This window comes from Cellulophaga omnivescoria (genome assembly GCF_001999725.1).
Lineage (GTDB): Bacteria > Bacteroidota > Bacteroidia > Flavobacteriales > Flavobacteriaceae > Cellulophaga > Cellulophaga omnivescoria.
This window is the reverse complement of the sequence record NZ_MDDP01000010.1, coordinates 442405-459486: the sequence shown is the minus strand read 5'-3', so window position 1 is coordinate 459486 and position 17082 is coordinate 442405. Positions and strand designations below refer to the sequence as shown.

Sequence of the window (17082 nt, the reverse complement as noted above, 5' to 3'; positions counted from 1 at the left end):
AACTAAAAACATAAACACAATAAATTTACTAAATATGTGATTTTTTGCTCTTAAAACTATGTTTTAAAGAATGATTCCCTATAAAATTAATTGAATTATTAAATATAGGAAAATATAGAAAAGTATTCGTTTAATTAGCATAAAAAAATTATAGTAATATTCAATAAACTTAACTAGCTATAAGAAACACATTTAAGCATACTATAATTACAAAAAAAGAGCTGTATTAATACAGCTCTTTATAATTTAAAACAACAATGTTGCACCTACGGTTTTCTGCGTGAAAGTAGTCTATACAATACACACCATTTACACATTTGTTTAGTACGTGATCTTCTCCGTAACCAATGGTGTATAAAATATTTTTAGAAGGTACACCATTACTTAACAAGTAGTTTTTTATATTGTCTGCGCGAGCTTGTGAGACTCTAAAATTAGAAGAAGAACCTCCCTTACTATCTGTATGCGATTCTATTTGAAGGTTAAACTCTGGGAACTTTTTAATTATTGTTATTGCCTTATCTAACTCTTTTATAATGTCTGGTGTAAGTTTACTGCTTTTGGTTTTAAACACAAACTTATTTAACTTAAGCATTGTTTTTCCTTCTTTTTCTACAACAAAATCATCGGCAAAATCTAAATAAATAGGGGTCTGTTTTTTATCTTTTAAATCTTCTGCTGTATAAAACTGTCTAAATAAAGAGTATTTCTTTTTTGAGGCTATTACTGTAATTTTTTCTTGCCAAGGCACTTCTATTTCGTAAGAACCGTCATCCGCAGACTCTAGTTCCTTTATAACTTTGTTGTTTTGGTCTAACACCTTTATAATTACATTGGCAACCCTAATATTAGTTAACGGATTTAAAGTCTTTCCTTGTAATAAAATGGTGTTTAGTTTAGGCTTTTCTGCAACTGTAAAACCATAAATATCATCTTTACCTTTACCTCCATCTCTATTAGACGAAAAATAACCTTCTAAACCACCAGTAGTATTATTTTTTACAATAAAACCAAAGTCGTCTTTAACTGAGTTAATACCTTTTCCTAAATTTATTGGCACACCTGCACTGCCATCTGCCTTTAAATTAGACTTGTAAATATCCATACCGCCATAGCCATAAAAAACATCAGAAGAAAAATACAATCCATTTTCAAAAACAAAAGGAGAAATTTCATTTCCAGGAGTATTAACCCTTGGTCCTAAGTTTATTGGCGCAGACATAATTTGTCCGTTACTGGTATTTACATAATAAATATCTGTACCACCATAGCTACTATCTTCAAAATTAGCAGCAAAATATAAACGCTGAGAATTTGCATCGTAAAAAGGATAATAAAAACTAGTACTTAAGTGCTTAAGTATAAAATTAAACCTATTTTTACGGTCTACTTCTGCTATAGACAGTGCATTTTTACCTTTTTCATCGTATAACATTGCGCCATCTTTTTCATTAGAAAGCACATAAAATAACTTATCTAAGCTAGCTGAATAGTATGGTGTTGCTTCATGAAAGTTAGCTTTAGGAATATTATCAAATGGTTTTACATTGGTAATATCTCCATCGTTCTCTATTTCACTTTCATAAATATCTAAATATATTCTCTCTTCCTTTTTCTTTTTTTTCTTAGTTGTAGTAAGCACCCTATCACTAGTAAAAAGTAATTTATCTTTGTAAAATGATGGGGAGAAGTCTGCCGCAATACTATTACCTTTAACATTAAAAATAGTATAGTTAGGTAGTACTACGTCTTTTTTATTTTCAATATCAAAATTAAACTTTGCATTTTCTGCCCAAGATGCTTCTTTTAAAATAGTATCGTTTTCTAAATACTTATTCATTTCATCTTTGCCAGAAATTGCATATAAGCTACGTAGCATTTTGTTGTAATGAAAGGGAGACACAATGGCATCACTTTCCAATATCAATTTATAAGTATCCCAAGCTTTTTGGAACTGTTTTGTATTAAAATATGCCTCTGCGTAGTTTAAAAACTGTTGCGTAGTAAGTACAGTTTCTTTACTTTCTTTTTCATATTCTTTAACTGCTAGCTCATATTTATACTGAAAAAAATAACGATCTCCTGCCGATTTTAAATTTTGAGCACAAACAGATAGTACAACTAAATTTAAAAGTAAAAAGCTAAGTTTAAATTTCATATTGTTTGTATTAAAAGAATCTTGGTGTATCTATTTGTTTAGGCTTTTTATTGTCTTTTGGACCTTTGTTTCTTTTTACTCCTCCAGATCTACCTAAATAAAACTTTAAAATAACCTCGTGAGAACCATCATTATAGTTCTTAAATGCATTTGTAGAATAATCATAAGAATAGCCTACATAAATAGAGTTAGACACTTGAAAACCTGCTAAACCACTTACCGCATTATTAAACCTATATGATGCACCTACGGTTACCAAATCACTAATTAAAAAATTAGTAGATAAGTTTACGTTTAAAGGAGAATCGGTAATATAATTTACCAAAAATGCTGGTTTAAACTTTAGTTCATCACTTAAATTAAAAACAACACCACCAATAAAGTTAACCTGAGTTTTATCTTCTTCAATAACAGCAACCTCATCATTATACAGCGTACTTGTTAGCAAGTTAGGCACAGAAAGCCCTAAATACCAATTGTCTGCATATACAAATGTACCTGCGCCAATAATTGGGTAAAACTCATTGTACTGTGTATCTTGTATTGCTGGTTCATTCTCATATTCAAAATCTCCTTTTGTAAAATCGATATCCAAAATTGAGGCTCCTGCATTTATACCAAAAGACCATTTTACATTGTCTGATAATTTTACTTGATAGGAATATGATATATTTATTAAAGACTGACTCATTGGCCCTAACTTGTCTGAATATGCATTAAAACCAAGTCCTGTTTTTTCATTAGAAAAAGGAATATTTGCTCCTAAGCGTATTGTGGTAGGTGCACCAGGAACACCAACCCATTGGGTTCTATACAAACTTATAATTTCTGGATCCTCTACACTACCAACATAAGCAGGGTTAAAGCTGCCTATATTGTACATATACTGTGTATACTGAGGCTCTTTTTGAGCGTGTAAATTTGCGTTAACAAAAAATACTATTAGTAAGCCTATGTATTTATATATCTGAAGGGATTTTTTCATTTGTTTTTGTATCATCTTATGATTTGAATCCATCCTTTTTTAACTTCTGAACCATCTGCCAAATCTAAAACATAAAAGTAAGTTCCGTTTGGTAAGTCCCCTTTTTTCCAAGTACCGTCCCAATTGTTTTGGTAATTGGTTGCGCTGTAAACCTCGCTACCCAATCTATTAAAAATAGTTAAAGTATTATTTGGATAAGTCTCTATACAATTAATGCGAAGAAAATCGTTTATACCGTCGGAATTAGGAGAAAACTGATTAAATAAAAATCCGCACTCGTCATTACTTCTTGGCTCTATACTTATGGCAACAGATGCTATATTATTATCTACATTAGCCTCATCAACAGGGAAAGAATCTGTAATTTCTACAGTATTTACGTGTGTACCTTCTTCTAAAACCATAGCTGTAATTTCTAGAACCTGAGTTTCATTCCCTAAAACCTCATCTAAAAACCATATACCATTTGTAGCATTATAATTACCTGCTGTAGCTGTATTAGATACGTATGTAAAACCATTGGTATTATTTAAAAGATCTGTAATGCTAATGTCTGTAACTAAACCATCTGTCTCATTTGTGAGTGTAATTGTAAACACAACTACATCTCCTACAGTGGCTGTAGTTTTGTTTACAGTTTTAGAAACAGACATATCTATTTGTTTGATACCTACTGTAACAGAACTCTGGTTATTTGTTGTTTCTGTATCTATAGGGTTACTACTTGTTATTTCTGCGGTATTTATGTGTGTACCACCATCTATAACAGTAGCTGTAATTTCTAATGAGGTACTTTCACCAGCTGCTAATTCTGCAATTGACCAAATACCTGTTGCACTATTAAAACTGCCTATTTCAGCAACATTAGAAACATACTCAAAACCAGTTGTAGCATCTAAAACATCTGTAACTTCTATATCAGTTACCGGATCACCAGTTAAGTTCTCTACTGTAATTGTAAAAACCACATCTTCGCCAGTAAAAACCTCATCTCTGTTTACTGTTTTTGTTACAGACAAATCTGTATCTGTAGGAGCACAATCTAACACCGTAATAGTTATATTAGTTGTTTCTGCTTCACAGGGAGTAACAAAACCAGTAGTTGTATATGTAAACTGATATTCTCCTAGTGGCTGATTTGCAAAATCTACACTATTTGCATCTATAGTAATAGAACTAGATGCAGGTTGCGAAGTTAAGGTCCACTCACCAGTATCTGCACCTGTTAATTGATCATCTAAATTTACCACTGTAACTCTACCATTACCTGGCAAAGAACAAGCCGTAGCGTCTGTACCAGTACCTGAAGAAGGTTGTTGATTTATAGTAGCAATAACCTCTACCCTTGCAGAGGTACAACCATTTGCTGTTGCCTCTACGTAATAAGATGTAGTTGTTGTTAAAGACGGAGTGTCAAAATTTAATCCTGTGTGTACTAATGTACCACCTGTTTCAGCATTATACCAACGTAATGTACCGTCTGTAGTGGTTCCTGATAATGCTACAGAACCTTCTCCACACCTAGATGCAGAAGTTCCAGTAACAGTTGGACTATTATTTTGAACAATTGTAATTTTTAAAGGCGGACTAACACAATTGTTAGCTTCATCTAAATAAAAACCATAAAATTCTCCCGAAAATCCTATTATAGAACTATCATAATAAGAAGAATCATCTAACAAATCATCACTACTACTCCACGTAAGTACAGTACCAGAAGGTGTAGCACTAGATACATAATCATTTAAGTCTTTAGTAAAGCTATCACAAAAAGTAGTTTCTTCTCCTGTTCTAAACTCCGGCGCATTAGGAGTTGTGGCACAAACTGGCTCATTATCTATAATTGCTATTCTAGCGGAACCCGCTAAAGGGTTTATGGTATAATTTGAGTTTTCTGAAATTGTTATAATTATAGTTTCATCTCCTTCAATCAAAGTATCATCTACAATACCATCTATATCTAAATCTGCACTGCTACTAAAAATAGGAATTAAAATAGCACCTCCTACTGAGCTATAATCTGTTCCGTTTGTAGCTGTACCTGTAACGGTAAAATTTACACGCAAACCCGTAAATGTATTTCCTGTTCTGGTGATCCTAAACCTACCAGGTACTTGCCCTGCTTCTTCTGCGTTAGTAATACTCTGCACAGAAACTTGTTGTCCTATAGCTAAAAAACTAAAACAAAAGAAGAACACTAAAAGACATAATCTCCTGTGTTTAGTAATACATATAAAATTGCCTAGTAGTTTAATTTTCATTTTTTTTATAGATAGTGTTACTCAACTATAATTTATAACATATAGACTACAATATTAACCAAAATGCCATTCGTCGATAAACATAATCGACAAAGGACATATTTTACCCCTCAGTAACAGTTATTGCCAGTAACTTTACTTATTTATTTTGAGGTATTTAAGCTAATTCTGCCGAAGTAGTTTCTGATGCTCTATTAATTTTTTTTACCAATCCCTGTAAAACTTTACCAGGACCAACCTCAGTAAATAAAGTTGCGCCATCTGCAACCATATTTTGTACACTTTGTGTCCATTTTACAGGAGCTGTTAATTGTGATATTAAGTTCTTTTTTATTTCTTCTGCACTTTTTACCGCTGTAGTAGGTACATTTTGGTAAATTGGACAACTTGGCTCACTAAAAATAGTGTTTTCTATTGCCGCAGCTAATTCTTCTCTGGCAGGTTCCATTAATGGAGAATGAAATGCGCCACCAACTGGCAATAACAATGCTCTCCTAGCTCCTGCTTCTTTTAACTTTTCGCAAGCTGTGTTTATTGCTTCTACTTCTCCTGAAATAACCAATTGACCAGGGCAATTATAATTTGCAGCAACAACAACACCATCAATCTCTTCACAAACTTTTTCTACAACAGCATCTTCTAAGCCTAATACCGCTGCCATTGTACTAGATTGCATTTCACAAGCTTTTTGCATTGCCATTGCTCTTTTAGACACTAATTTTAAACCGTCTTCAAAAGTTAATGTGCCATTTGCAACTAACGCAGAAAACTCTCCTAAAGAGTGACCAGCAACCATATCTGGTTTAAAAGCATCTCCCATAACCTTACTCATAATTACAGAGTGTAAGTATATAGCTGGTTGTGTAACTTTTGTTTGTTTTAAGTCTTCTGGCGTACCTTCAAACATAATGTCTGTGATACGAAATCCTAAAATATCGTTAGCTTTTTCAAATAATTCTTGTGCCAAAGGGTACTTTTCATAAAGGTCTAACCCCATTCCTACAAACTGTGCTCCTTGACCAGGAAATATATATGCATTCATTTTTTTTATTTTTAAGTTGATTGACAAAAATAAGTAAACTTATGTAGAACGCATATTGCTTTTACCAAAGTTTATTCCTTGTCCTTAAACCAACTAGAATAAGTTACGTAATTATTAGCGATACGGTTTACTTCACCCTCGCTTAATTCTATGCTTATGTCTTTTATCTTCTTTGCTGGCATACCTGCAAATACCGTTCCAGAAGGGATATGTGTTCCTTTTGTAACCACAGCACCTGCGGCTATAATACTATTACTTTCTACCACACAATCATCCATTACAATACTTCCCATACCTACTAAAACATTATCTTTAATAGTACAACCGTGCACAATTGCATTGTGACCAATAGAGACGTTATTACCAATTGTAGTAGGACTCTTTTTGTAAGTACAATGTACAACTGCACCGTCTTGTACGTTTACTTTATCTCCCATTTTTATAAAATGTACATCACCACGTAATACAGCATTATACCAAACACTACATTGTTTACCCATTACCACATCACCAACAATAGTTGCATTTTCTGCAATAAAACAATCTTCCCCAATTTTAGGTGCTTTCCCGTTTACTTCTTTAACTATCATATATCAGTTTGTTTTTTTATTTTATTCAAAATAAGATAAAAGTATTTTCTTTTTTGATGCAGAAACCAGCAACTCTTTGCCATTATGCAAAACTACACTACCGCCTTTACCTTTCTTATATTTAGTTATTGCATTTACGTTAACAAGGTAAGATTTATGGATGCGTGCAAACGGAAAATCTTCCATTGCTTCTTCAAAATACTTTAGTGTTTTGCTCACTAATATCTTTTTATTCTCTAGGTAAATTTCAGTATAATTATCATCTGCCTTGCAAAAAAGAATATCAGCAACATTTAAAACCTGAAAACCATCTTGTTGTGGCAGTGTTATTTTACCGTCTATTTTATTTGTTTTTGGTTGTAAAATTTGGTCTTCTAAAGCATTTTCCTTGCTTCTAATTTCACCTACATAATCTACGGCCTTAATTAGTTCATCTATATTAATGGGTTTCATTAAATAATATGCGGCGTGGCTGTTTAAAGCCTCCATAGCATATTGATTATAGGCAGTAACAAAAACGGTTTCAAAAGTTCTGTTTGGCACCTGGTCTAGCAAATCAAAAGCATTACCAAAAGGCATTTCTACATCTAAAAAAATTAAATCGGGTTGGTGTTTCTTAATTAACTCTAAACCTTGTTTTATAGATGAAGCTTCTCCTAACAAGTTTACAGATGGACAATATTTAGTTAAGTAGTTAGTTAAAATTTCTCTACTATTAGCTTCGTCTTCAACAATTATTGCATTTAATTTCATATTCCTTATTTTTAATACAAGACTACTATTAGTCCTTTTTTAAGGTTAATGTAACTTTTGTTCCTATGCCATTACTAGTTAAATCTGTAATTACAACAGCTACTTTATCTTTATACATACTATTTAAAATAGCAACTCTTTTTTTAATATTACCCATTCCTTTGGAGCGTTGCTTTTTTTGATTTTGTGTTTTTAACTCGGCAGATTTTTTTCTACCAATACCATTATCCTCTATAGTAATTTCTATGGCCTCTTTATTTTTTTGTTTTAGGTTGATGTTTAAATATCCTAATTCGTTTTTGTAACGCAAGCCGTGCCAAATGGCGTTTTCTATATAAGGTTGTAGCAACATAGGCGGAATTTTAAATGCAGCAACATCTATATTTGGATCTGTTGTTATGGAGTAATTAAATTTATCTGGAAACCGAGAATGCTCTAATTTCACATACAACTCTAGCAACTCTAATTCTTTTGTTAAGGGTATAAAATCTTCTTCAGAGTTTTCTAAAACGGCACGCATTAAGGTTGAGAATTCACTTAAAAAACGATTAGCACTACGCTCATCATTTTTAGAAATGTAGTTGTTTACAGAGTTTAAAGCATTAAAAATAAAATGGGGATTCATTTGTGACCGCAATGACTTTAAGGCCAAAAGGTTGTTAGCTAACTTTTGCTGCTTGTTACTTCTGTAAAAGAAGAAAGCTGCAACACCCAATAAAAACATTCCTAAAACTAAAGCATAAATTAATATTTTTTGTTTAGTAGATGTTGTTGTATCTAAATCTTGTTTCGTTTGCGCTAAGCTAGATTTACTCTCGTACAATTCTTTATCTTTTTCTAAACCAGTAATACGATTTTGTTTTTCTGCTATTTGTTTGCTTAAGCGTTCTGCTCTAGATATTTCTTGCTCTTTACGGGCATATAAAGTATCTGCAACAGCTGCATATTTTTTATAGGTTTCTAAAGCTCTAGCATAATCTCCCTTATCATCATACACCTCCGATAACTTACGTGTTGCGTCCTTTTGCACTACAAAATCATCTTCAATGGCTGCCTCATATATACTTTCTTCTAAATATGGGATTGCCTCGTCTAACTTATCTTGTACAATTAAATTATTGGCAATTTTATAGTTAATACGCTGCCTAGTTATAGGCACTTCAACTTTATCTAATGTAGCACTTCTTGCAACTGTTTTTTTCTTAGCAGAGTTTTCTAGGAGTTGTATATCTTCCAAACTTTGTTGGCGCAATTTCATTTCCTCATTATACAAACTATTTTTATTATAAAAATCTGCTGCCTTTTCACTAATTTCTAGTGCGCGCTCTGGTGCTTCTGACTCGGCAGATTTTAAAGAATTTTTAAAATAACCTACAGCCTCTTCGGTCTGGTTTGCATCACCATAAGCCTCTGCTATTTTAGTATTTAAATCTGTAATTTTAGGTTTTACCAGTTCTTTTTGGGCTATTTTTAATCCTTTTGTATAGTTTTCTACTGCTTGCTTGGTATTTTTTAAACTTTTGTAAGCATCACCCAAACCCTCATATATTACTATTTTTTGATAAACGGACAGCTTATTGTTCTCTAATAATTTAGCATACAGCACTTGAGCCTTATTATAATTTTTATTTAATAAGTAAGCATTTGCTAATTTTAATTGAGAATCACTAATTGTATTATAAGTTAAAGATTCTGAGTAATTCTCCACGGCCAAATCATACTGCTTATGGTATTCATAAATTTCACCTAATAATAAAAAAGACATTGCACGGTCTTTGTTATTACCTCTTTTTCCTAATTGCTCTAAAGAAAGCCTAATATAGTCTATACTTTTACCTATATCTGTTTTTTTAAATTGCTTGGCAGAGTCTATGTATATTTTATGCAAAGCACTTTTGCTTAGTTGCACATCTTCATCTAAACCTTCTACTAAAACGTCTACATCCTCGTCATCTTTTATACGATATTCTACGGTCTCAAAATCAAGACTTTTAAACAGTAAATAATCTCCAACTTCTGCTTTTATGCGGTAGGCTCCAAAAGCATCTGTATATACAACACTGCCACTGGTTGCAGACACCTCTACACCAGAAATAGGGTTTCTTTTTTCTTTAGTTTTTACCGTGCCTTTTATAGTTAGTTTTTTGCCAGTATTTACCTGAGAAAAAGCAATTGCTGTTACAAACAACAATAAAAATAGTATGTGCTTTTTTAACTTCATTTTTAAAATTAGATATGGTAAACTTAGTTGTTTTATTTGACTATAAAAAATGTGAAAATGCTGCTTTAACCATAAAAACTAGTGCTTTAAACAGGCTTACAAAGTTTACAGGTTTGTTTACTCACTCAAAATACTAGTTCCCTCATTACCTGTTTTTAATTGCAAACATTAAAAATACTTTTACCCTGTAACAAATAAAAATAAGCAAGATGAAAAATGTAAAACAAATAGCAGGCATAGCATTACTAACCTTTTTTGTAGGGAGCACTTTAAGTTGCGAGGCAAAAAATAAAAAGGAAATAACTTTAGCCACACAAGCTTTTGTAGAAACTAAAAAGCCTGATAAAAATGTAGTTAAAGTAGCCTTGTTACTAGACACTAGTAATAGTATGGATGGATTAATTAACCAAGCAAAGGCACAGCTTTGGGATATAGTAAATAAATTTAGTTATGTAAAATGTGGTAATGAAGACAGACCCCAATTACAAATTGCATTATATGAATATGGAAACAGCAGTATAGAAAAGCAAGACGGGTACATTAAACAAGTAATTGGTTTTAGTACAGATTTGGATGAAATATCTGAAAAGCTATTTTCTTTAACTACCAACGGTGGAGATGAGTATTGTGGCGAAGCAATAAGCACCTCTATTAAAGATTTAGATTGGGGCAAAAACCCTGATAACTTAAAAATGATATTTATTGCTGGCAACGAACCCTTTAACCAAGGTAAAATAAACTATAAAGATGCCACATTAGACGCAAAAGAAAAAGGGATAATAGTGAATACCATTTTTTGTGGAGACTATAACCAAGGTGCAAATAGCCATTGGAAAAGTGGTGCACAATTAACAGGAGGAGAATACATTGCTATTAACCACAATAAAAAAGTAATACACATAGATACTCCTTATGACGATGTAATTATTACACTTAATAAAAAATTAAACAAAACATATGTGTCTTACGGTAGTTTAGGTAGTTCTAAAATAGCATTACAATCTGTACAAGATGATAAAGCTGCAGAAATGGAAGAAGCTGTTATGGTAAAAAGAGCAGTAAGCAAAAGCTCTAGATTGTATAACAATGCTTCTTGGGATTTAGTGGATGCTTCTAAAAACAAAAACTTTAATGTATCTAAGATAGAGAAAAAGCAACTACCAAAAGAACTACAAAATAAAACTAACAAAGAAATTGAGGCTTTTATTGAAACTAAAAAACAAGAACGAGAAAACATTCAGCAACAAATTAAAGAAGCAAACCAAAAACGTGAAGCTTACATTGCTAAAAACCAAAAAGAAGGTGCCAAAGGCGAATTAGAAAATGCAATGATTTCTGCCATTGTAAAACAAGGAAAAAGTAAAAACTACACTTGGGATAAATAACCTTTAGTAAAAAAAGAAAAAGCCTGTGACTTTAAAGTTACAGGCTTTTATATATTTGTTTATTCGTTTTAATAATTTACAGCAGGACACTTACAGTCAAACCTTTTTTCTGATACTTGACCAAAATTATACCCTAAAGTTAGTTGATGAAAACCTCCATTATCAAACCTAATGTCTCCCATTTGGTAAGAGTAATTGTAAGACACCAAAAAGTTTTTATAGTTTACACCAACAATAGGTGTAATTAATTGTAATCTTTGTTCCTTAGTGCTACCACTTGTATTTTGGTACAAAGCACCATCAAAACTACGCCTGTAAGATATTCCTCCCCAAAGCGTACCAAAGTCCATACTACGGTAAACTTTAGCATTCATATCTATAGTTTTTTCCTTTGTAAAATCTGTCATTTGCAACATAACAGAAGGCTCTAACTGCCAATCTCCTTTGCCAAAAACATAGCCTGCAGATAATACATATCTTCTTAAATTGTCTACAACAGTTGCATTAGGGTCATCTGCTCTATCTTTATAATACACATTACGTTTACTATTTAGCACGTTTAAAATAGTAGCGTGTGCATAAAACTCCATATAGTTGTATGATGCTCCCAAATCCATATTGTAATATGATGAGCTAATATTACCGCCAGTAATAATTGGGTCTGGAGTAACAGAATTAAATTCACTCTCATCTAAATTACTTTGCATTATACCTGCACTAATACCAAAAGAAAGCTGATTTAAGTTTCGTAAATCTCTAGAAAAACGTAAATGGTGTGCATACGTTAATTTTACACCTGTTTGTGAATGGTAACCGTTAGCGTCATTAAAAATAATTGCACCAACACCACTCTTCTCATTTAGTCTAAAATGTGCGTTTATTGTTTGTAAGTTTGGCGCCTCTTCAACATCAAACCATTGTTTTCTAATAGTTGCTCTAATTTTTCCTCCTTCACCTATACCTGCCATAGACGGGTGTACTAGGTAGTAATTATCTGATAAATAATCAAAATAGACCGGTATTCCTTCTTGTGCTGTTACACTAGAAACACCAAGTAACAAGAAAGAAAACAAGGCTAAGTATATGTTTTTCATAAATAAGGGCTAAAAGTCCAAAAGTATTAAATTTATATTAAAACGTTTACAACCACAATATTATTATGTATGCTATGAGTGATTTTGTTTGTACTTTTGTAAAAATTATTTTTTTAAGATGAAAGAGCACAATATAACTATATATACAACCACAAATCCTGCTATTTTAAAGTTTGAAACAAATCACTTTATAACAAAAAATAATAGCTACGAGTATAAAAATATTGATGAAGCTAAAAACTCTCCTCTAGCACAACAGTTATTTTATTTACCTTTTATAAAAACAGTTTATATCTCTGGTAACTTTATAGCGCTAGAACGTTTTGATATAGTTGCTTGGGATGATGTTAGAGATGAAGTTGCACAACAATTAGTAGATTATTTAAATAGTGGCGAAGTTGTAGTACATGAACAAGAAGATCCGCAAAGTGTGCCTGCAACAGTGTATGCAGAAAACACACCTAACCCAGCAGCAATGCGTTTTGTTGCTAATAAATTAATTGTTCCTACAATTTTTGAGTTTAAAAATAAGGAAGAGGCTAAAGACTCTGACTTAGCTACAACACTATTTCAATTCCCATATGTTAAAGAAGTTTTTTTAGACGAAAACTATGTTTCTGTTACTAAAACTGAAGCTGCAGATTGGAATGAAATAACGCTAGAATTAAGAGAAAGTATACAAGCATTTTTAACAGAAGGTAAAGAAGTTGTATCTGCAAACAGTATTAGCAAACAAAAACAAGAAGCCCCTGCTACGCAATTACAAGATGAAAATTTAGATGACACCTCTAAACAAATTATAGATATTTTAGAAGAATATGTAAAACCGGCTGTAGCGAGTGATGGCGGTAACATTATGTTTAAGTCTTATGACGAAAGTACTAAAAAAGTAAATGTAATTTTACAGGGAGCTTGTAGTGGTTGCCCTTCTTCAACTTTTACCCTTAAAAACGGTATAGAAAATATGCTAAAAAATATGATGGGAGACAAAATTGGAGAGGTAGTTGCCTTAAATGGTTAACAATCAGTTTTAAATGTGAATTAATTTTGCTATTTTTAGAGAAATCTAAACACATTAATTATGGCAATTTTAAAAGTTATTGAAGTATTATCTAACTCAGATAAGAGTTGGGAAGACGCAACAAAAAAAGCAGTTGTGCAAGCATCTAAATCTGTAAAAAACATTAAATCTGTTTATGTGCAGGACCAAAGTGCAATTGTAAATGATGGTGAAGTAACAGAATTTAGAGTAAACCTTAAAATTACTTTTGAAGTAAAATAACGTTTACTACACAGAATAACACAAACAAATAGCGCCTAACGGGCGCTATTTGTATTTTAAAGCACTATTAATTTTACTCAAGGTTAACTTTTTAAACCATTAGTAAATATTTGCAAAATAAGCCATTACAAGGTCTTTACAGTCTTAAATTAAAATTTACATACAATTACCAATGCAACAAATAAACAATTGATAAAGACAGCCTAATAAAGTTACACGGCATTATTTTTAAACCATTAAAAGGAATATGAATATAATGTTAAAGCCCATTTATAAAACTATATTTTTTCTTTGCTTTGCATAAAAACATTAAATAAATATGAAGATGGATTTCTTATCAGACTACGAAGAATATGCAGAAAAATTTATAGGAAAGTTTTGGGAGTTTTTACCAGACCTAATAGCGGCAGCTTTAATATTAATTGTTGGACTATGGGTAACTAAATTTATTAACCGTATGGTTGCTAAATTCTTTTCGGTTAAGGATTATGATCCAACTCTAGAATCTTTTTTACAGAGCTTTATAAAAATTGCTCTTAAAGTAGTTTTATTTGTATTAGTAATTACGCAATTAGGCGTACAATCTTCTTCTCTAGTTGCAGTTATTGGTGCTGCAGGTTTAGCAATTGGTTTAGCTTTACAAGGTTCTTTAGCTAATTTTGCTGGTGGTGTTTTAATTTTATTGTTTAAGCCTTTTAAGGTTGGAGATTTTATAACAGCACAAGGTATAGATGGTACAGTTAAAGAAATATCTATTTTTACAACTAAGCTAAATACTTTTGGCAACCAAGTAGCAATTATACCAAACGGCGAATTGTCTAACAACAACATTGTAAATTACAATATAGAAAGTACACGTAGAGATAAAATTACTGTGGGTATTGGTTACAGCTCTAACTTAAAATTAGCTAAGGAAATATTATTACAAATTTGCAACGAAAAAGACACCATATTAAAAGATCCTATGCCTGAGGTGTATGTAGGAGAACTTGCAGACAGTTCTGTAAACTTATCTTTACGTTTTTGGGCTAAAAATGAGGATTTTTGGGCTGCTCATTTTTACGTTTTAGAAGAATTAAAACTTAGGTTTGATGATAATGATATTGAAATTCCATTTCCGCAACGTGTTATGTACCAAGGAAAATAAATTTTAATTTTATAAAACCATAGCCTTATTTAGCAAAAGTTAAATGAGGCTATTTTTTTGGTTTAGGTTTTTGAAGCACAAAGTCCTTAAGGTAATAAGGTTCAAAATAAGCTACATCTTCTAACTCTAAATTTTTAAATTTCACAAAAGACAATGCACACATTTCCTTTGCTGATGGCACTGCATCTAAAATATACACTGTATTTGTAGCCTGTATAGTGTTTTTAATTTTTTCTGCTCCAGAACCTACAAAGTGCACTTTACTATACGCACCTAACACATCACTATATGAAGTTTCATCAATAATTATTGCTTCTGTTTCTTTAATTTGATTAAAATCATTAGTGAAAACAGCAGAATATACCTCCATACGCCTAGCATCTAGCACAGCTACAATCGCTTCATTCTCTTTTGGTTTTGTTTGATGTGCCAAACTAGATAATGTAGCAACAGAAATTAGCGGTATATCTAAAGAAAAACATAAACCTTTAGCCGCAGAAACTCCAATTCTTAAACCAGTATATGATCCTGGACCTTTACTTACCGCAATAGCATTTATGTCTGCAACCAATAACGATGCCTCTTTTAGAACGTCTTCTATAAAAATATGCAACTGTTCTGCATGCGAAAAACTAGCGCTATTAAATTCTTTTAGCGCTAACATTTTACCGTCTTTAGCCACACTTACAGAGCAGTTTGTAGTAGCTGTTTCTATATTTAAGATAATTGCCATAGCTTACAAATATACAAGTTAATACATAAAAAAAGTCCATTAAACAACTAGCTCAATGGACTTTTTTAATATTGTATTCTATTTTATTCTAACGTAACAGGTATACCGTAGTAAATTTCTAATATTTTAATTCTAAAAATATAATTATACTTTGCATTTACCACATCTATAGCTGCATTATCTAATCTAGACTGTGACTGACTAAAGTCAAAAGCATTCATTAACCCAACATCAAAACGATCTTTAGCAAAATCATACGCTTGTTTTCTGGCATCATATGTTTTTTGTGCTGCCTCATACCTTTTACCAAAAGATCTAACATCTAAATAAGCTTGGTTTATGTTAGCTTCTAATGTTAACTTTTCTTGCTTAGCTTGTAGTTTAGTTTGTTCTAAATTTAGTTTAGATCGTTTTATATTATTACGTACACTAAACCCGTTAAAAATAGGAATATTTAAGCTCATACCATAACCAATACCATCATTCTCTGACAACTGGTCTGTGAAACTAGCATTTGTAATTCTTTTTACGAAACTAGAGTAACTTGTGTTATAACCTATAGATGCACTTAGTGTTGGATATAATAATCCTTTAGCTATTTTAACATCTTTTTCTGCAATATCTATATTAGTTTCAGCTAATTTTATATTACCTCTAATTGTAAGTGCTTTATCATAAACCTCTTTAGCCGTATAGTTATAAATTTCAGATGGAGGAACATCGTAAGTAGACTCTGCAATATCAAAATTTTGATAATCTGTAATTTGTAATAATTGAGCCAAAAATAATCTTCTTAACACCACATTGTTTTCTCCGTTTACCTTCTGTTGCTCATAATCTGCAATGGTAGCCTCTAACTCTAGTAAATCTCCCTTTGGTACTGTACCTGCTTCCACTAAAGCCTTTGTACGCTCATAATCTTGATTAGAAAGTTTTGCTTGTAGCTCTACAACTTTTAAAGACTCTTTAGCTGCTAAAACATCTAAATAAGCATTTGCAACATTAAGCACTATATTATCTTTAATACCATCTAATCTGTACTGGCTTGCAATAGTATTAAGTTTAGCTTTATTGTAATTATGTATGTTACGCAGGCCATCAAAAAGTGTTACTCCAGATGAAATACCTGCGTTTAATGAGAAAAAAGTACCAGAAACCCTTTGGTTAGTAGTTTGGTCAAAACCAGAACCTTTACTCCATGAACCATTACTAGATGCGTTTAAACTTGGTAAAAAGTCTCCTAAAGCATCAGATTCTCCTAACTTTGTACTTTGCAATTGCAACTCTAGCTGCTCTACGTCTATATTATTTTCTAGTGCATAATTTATACACTCTTCAATACTCCATTTTTTTTGTTGTGAGTAAGATAACCCAACAACAAACAAAAGGAATACTACAGTTAATTTAATTTTCATATAATTTATATTGATG

14 protein-coding genes are annotated in these 17082 nt (G+C 31.8%); 4 read left to right on the top strand and 10 right to left on the bottom strand.

Going from position 1 to position 17082, the window contains the following annotated elements; all coding sequences use genetic code 11:
* Positions 1 to 226: 226 nt before the first annotated feature.
* From BFJ87_RS07055 to BFJ87_RS07025, 7 genes are all read right to left on the bottom strand, one after another.
* Entirely contained in the window at positions 227 to 2158 is a 1932-nt protein-coding gene (locus tag BFJ87_RS07055; RefSeq protein WP_077401943.1) for an OmpA family protein, read from the bottom strand.
* A gap of 10 nt (positions 2159 to 2168) precedes the next feature.
* Positions 2169 to 3143 (bottom strand): PorP/SprF family type IX secretion system membrane protein, encoded by a 975-nt coding sequence (locus tag BFJ87_RS07050; protein WP_245799599.1) that lies wholly within the window; start codon positions 3141 to 3143, stop codon positions 2169 to 2171.
* Positions 3144 to 3154: 11 nt separating this feature from the next.
* Positions 3155 to 5293, bottom strand: coding sequence for a T9SS type B sorting domain-containing protein (locus tag BFJ87_RS07045; protein WP_171974480.1), 2139 nt, complete (start codon positions 5291 to 5293; stop codon positions 3155 to 3157).
* Between the two features lie 268 nt (positions 5294 to 5561).
* Positions 5562 to 6446, bottom strand: a complete 885-nt coding sequence (gene fabD / locus BFJ87_RS07040) for an ACP S-malonyltransferase (protein ID WP_077401937.1) — start codon at positions 6444 to 6446, stop codon at positions 5562 to 5564.
* Positions 6447 to 6517: 71 nt separating this feature from the next.
* Positions 6518 to 7036 (bottom strand): gamma carbonic anhydrase family protein, encoded by a 519-nt coding sequence (locus BFJ87_RS07035; RefSeq protein WP_077401934.1) that lies wholly within the window; start codon positions 7034 to 7036, stop codon positions 6518 to 6520.
* 21 nt (positions 7037 to 7057) lie between these two features.
* On the bottom strand, positions 7058 to 7789 hold the full coding sequence (locus BFJ87_RS07030; protein ID WP_077401931.1) for a LytR/AlgR family response regulator transcription factor: 732 nt from the start codon (positions 7787 to 7789) through the stop codon (positions 7058 to 7060).
* A 28-nt stretch (positions 7790 to 7817) separates the two neighbouring features.
* Complete coding sequence (locus BFJ87_RS07025) at positions 7818 to 10010, bottom strand: histidine kinase (RefSeq protein ID WP_077401927.1); 2193 nt, start codon at positions 10008 to 10010, stop codon at positions 7818 to 7820.
* A gap of 209 nt (positions 10011 to 10219) precedes the next feature.
* Here BFJ87_RS07025 and BFJ87_RS07020 point away from each other — a divergent pair, with 209 nt between their 5' ends.
* Positions 10220 to 11395, top strand: a complete 1176-nt coding sequence (locus tag BFJ87_RS07020; protein ID WP_077401925.1) for a vWA domain-containing protein — start codon at positions 10220 to 10222, stop codon at positions 11393 to 11395.
* Between the two features lie 68 nt (positions 11396 to 11463).
* Here BFJ87_RS07020 and BFJ87_RS07015 read toward each other — a convergent pair whose 3' ends face one another.
* The gene (locus BFJ87_RS07015) at positions 11464 to 12489 is read right to left on the bottom strand and encodes a PorP/SprF family type IX secretion system membrane protein (protein WP_077401922.1); all 1026 of its coding nucleotides are present in this window, start codon (positions 12487 to 12489) and stop codon (positions 11464 to 11466) included.
* A gap of 118 nt (positions 12490 to 12607) precedes the next feature.
* Between BFJ87_RS07015 and BFJ87_RS07010 the strand changes: the two genes are divergently transcribed.
* From BFJ87_RS07010 to BFJ87_RS07000, 3 genes are all read left to right on the top strand, one after another.
* Complete coding sequence (locus tag BFJ87_RS07010; protein ID WP_077401920.1) at positions 12608 to 13510, top strand: NifU family protein; 903 nt, start codon at positions 12608 to 12610, stop codon at positions 13508 to 13510.
* A gap of 60 nt (positions 13511 to 13570) precedes the next feature.
* A complete protein-coding gene (locus BFJ87_RS07005) occupies positions 13571 to 13771 on the top strand; it encodes a dodecin family protein (protein WP_013621465.1) in 201 nt (66 codons plus the stop codon).
* 325 nt (positions 13772 to 14096) lie between these two features.
* Complete coding sequence (locus BFJ87_RS07000; RefSeq protein ID WP_077401916.1) at positions 14097 to 14918, top strand: mechanosensitive ion channel family protein; 822 nt, start codon at positions 14097 to 14099, stop codon at positions 14916 to 14918.
* 49 nt (positions 14919 to 14967) lie between these two features.
* Here the strand turns inward: BFJ87_RS07000 and tsaB are convergent, their stop codons facing one another.
* Positions 14968 to 15651, bottom strand: coding sequence for a tRNA (adenosine(37)-N6)-threonylcarbamoyltransferase complex dimerization subunit type 1 TsaB (gene tsaB, locus BFJ87_RS06995; protein WP_077401913.1), 684 nt, complete (start codon positions 15649 to 15651; stop codon positions 14968 to 14970).
* Between the two features lie 83 nt (positions 15652 to 15734).
* Entirely contained in the window at positions 15735 to 17066 is a 1332-nt protein-coding gene (locus BFJ87_RS06990; protein WP_077401909.1) for a TolC family protein, read from the bottom strand.
* Positions 17067 to 17082: the final 16 nt, after the last annotated feature.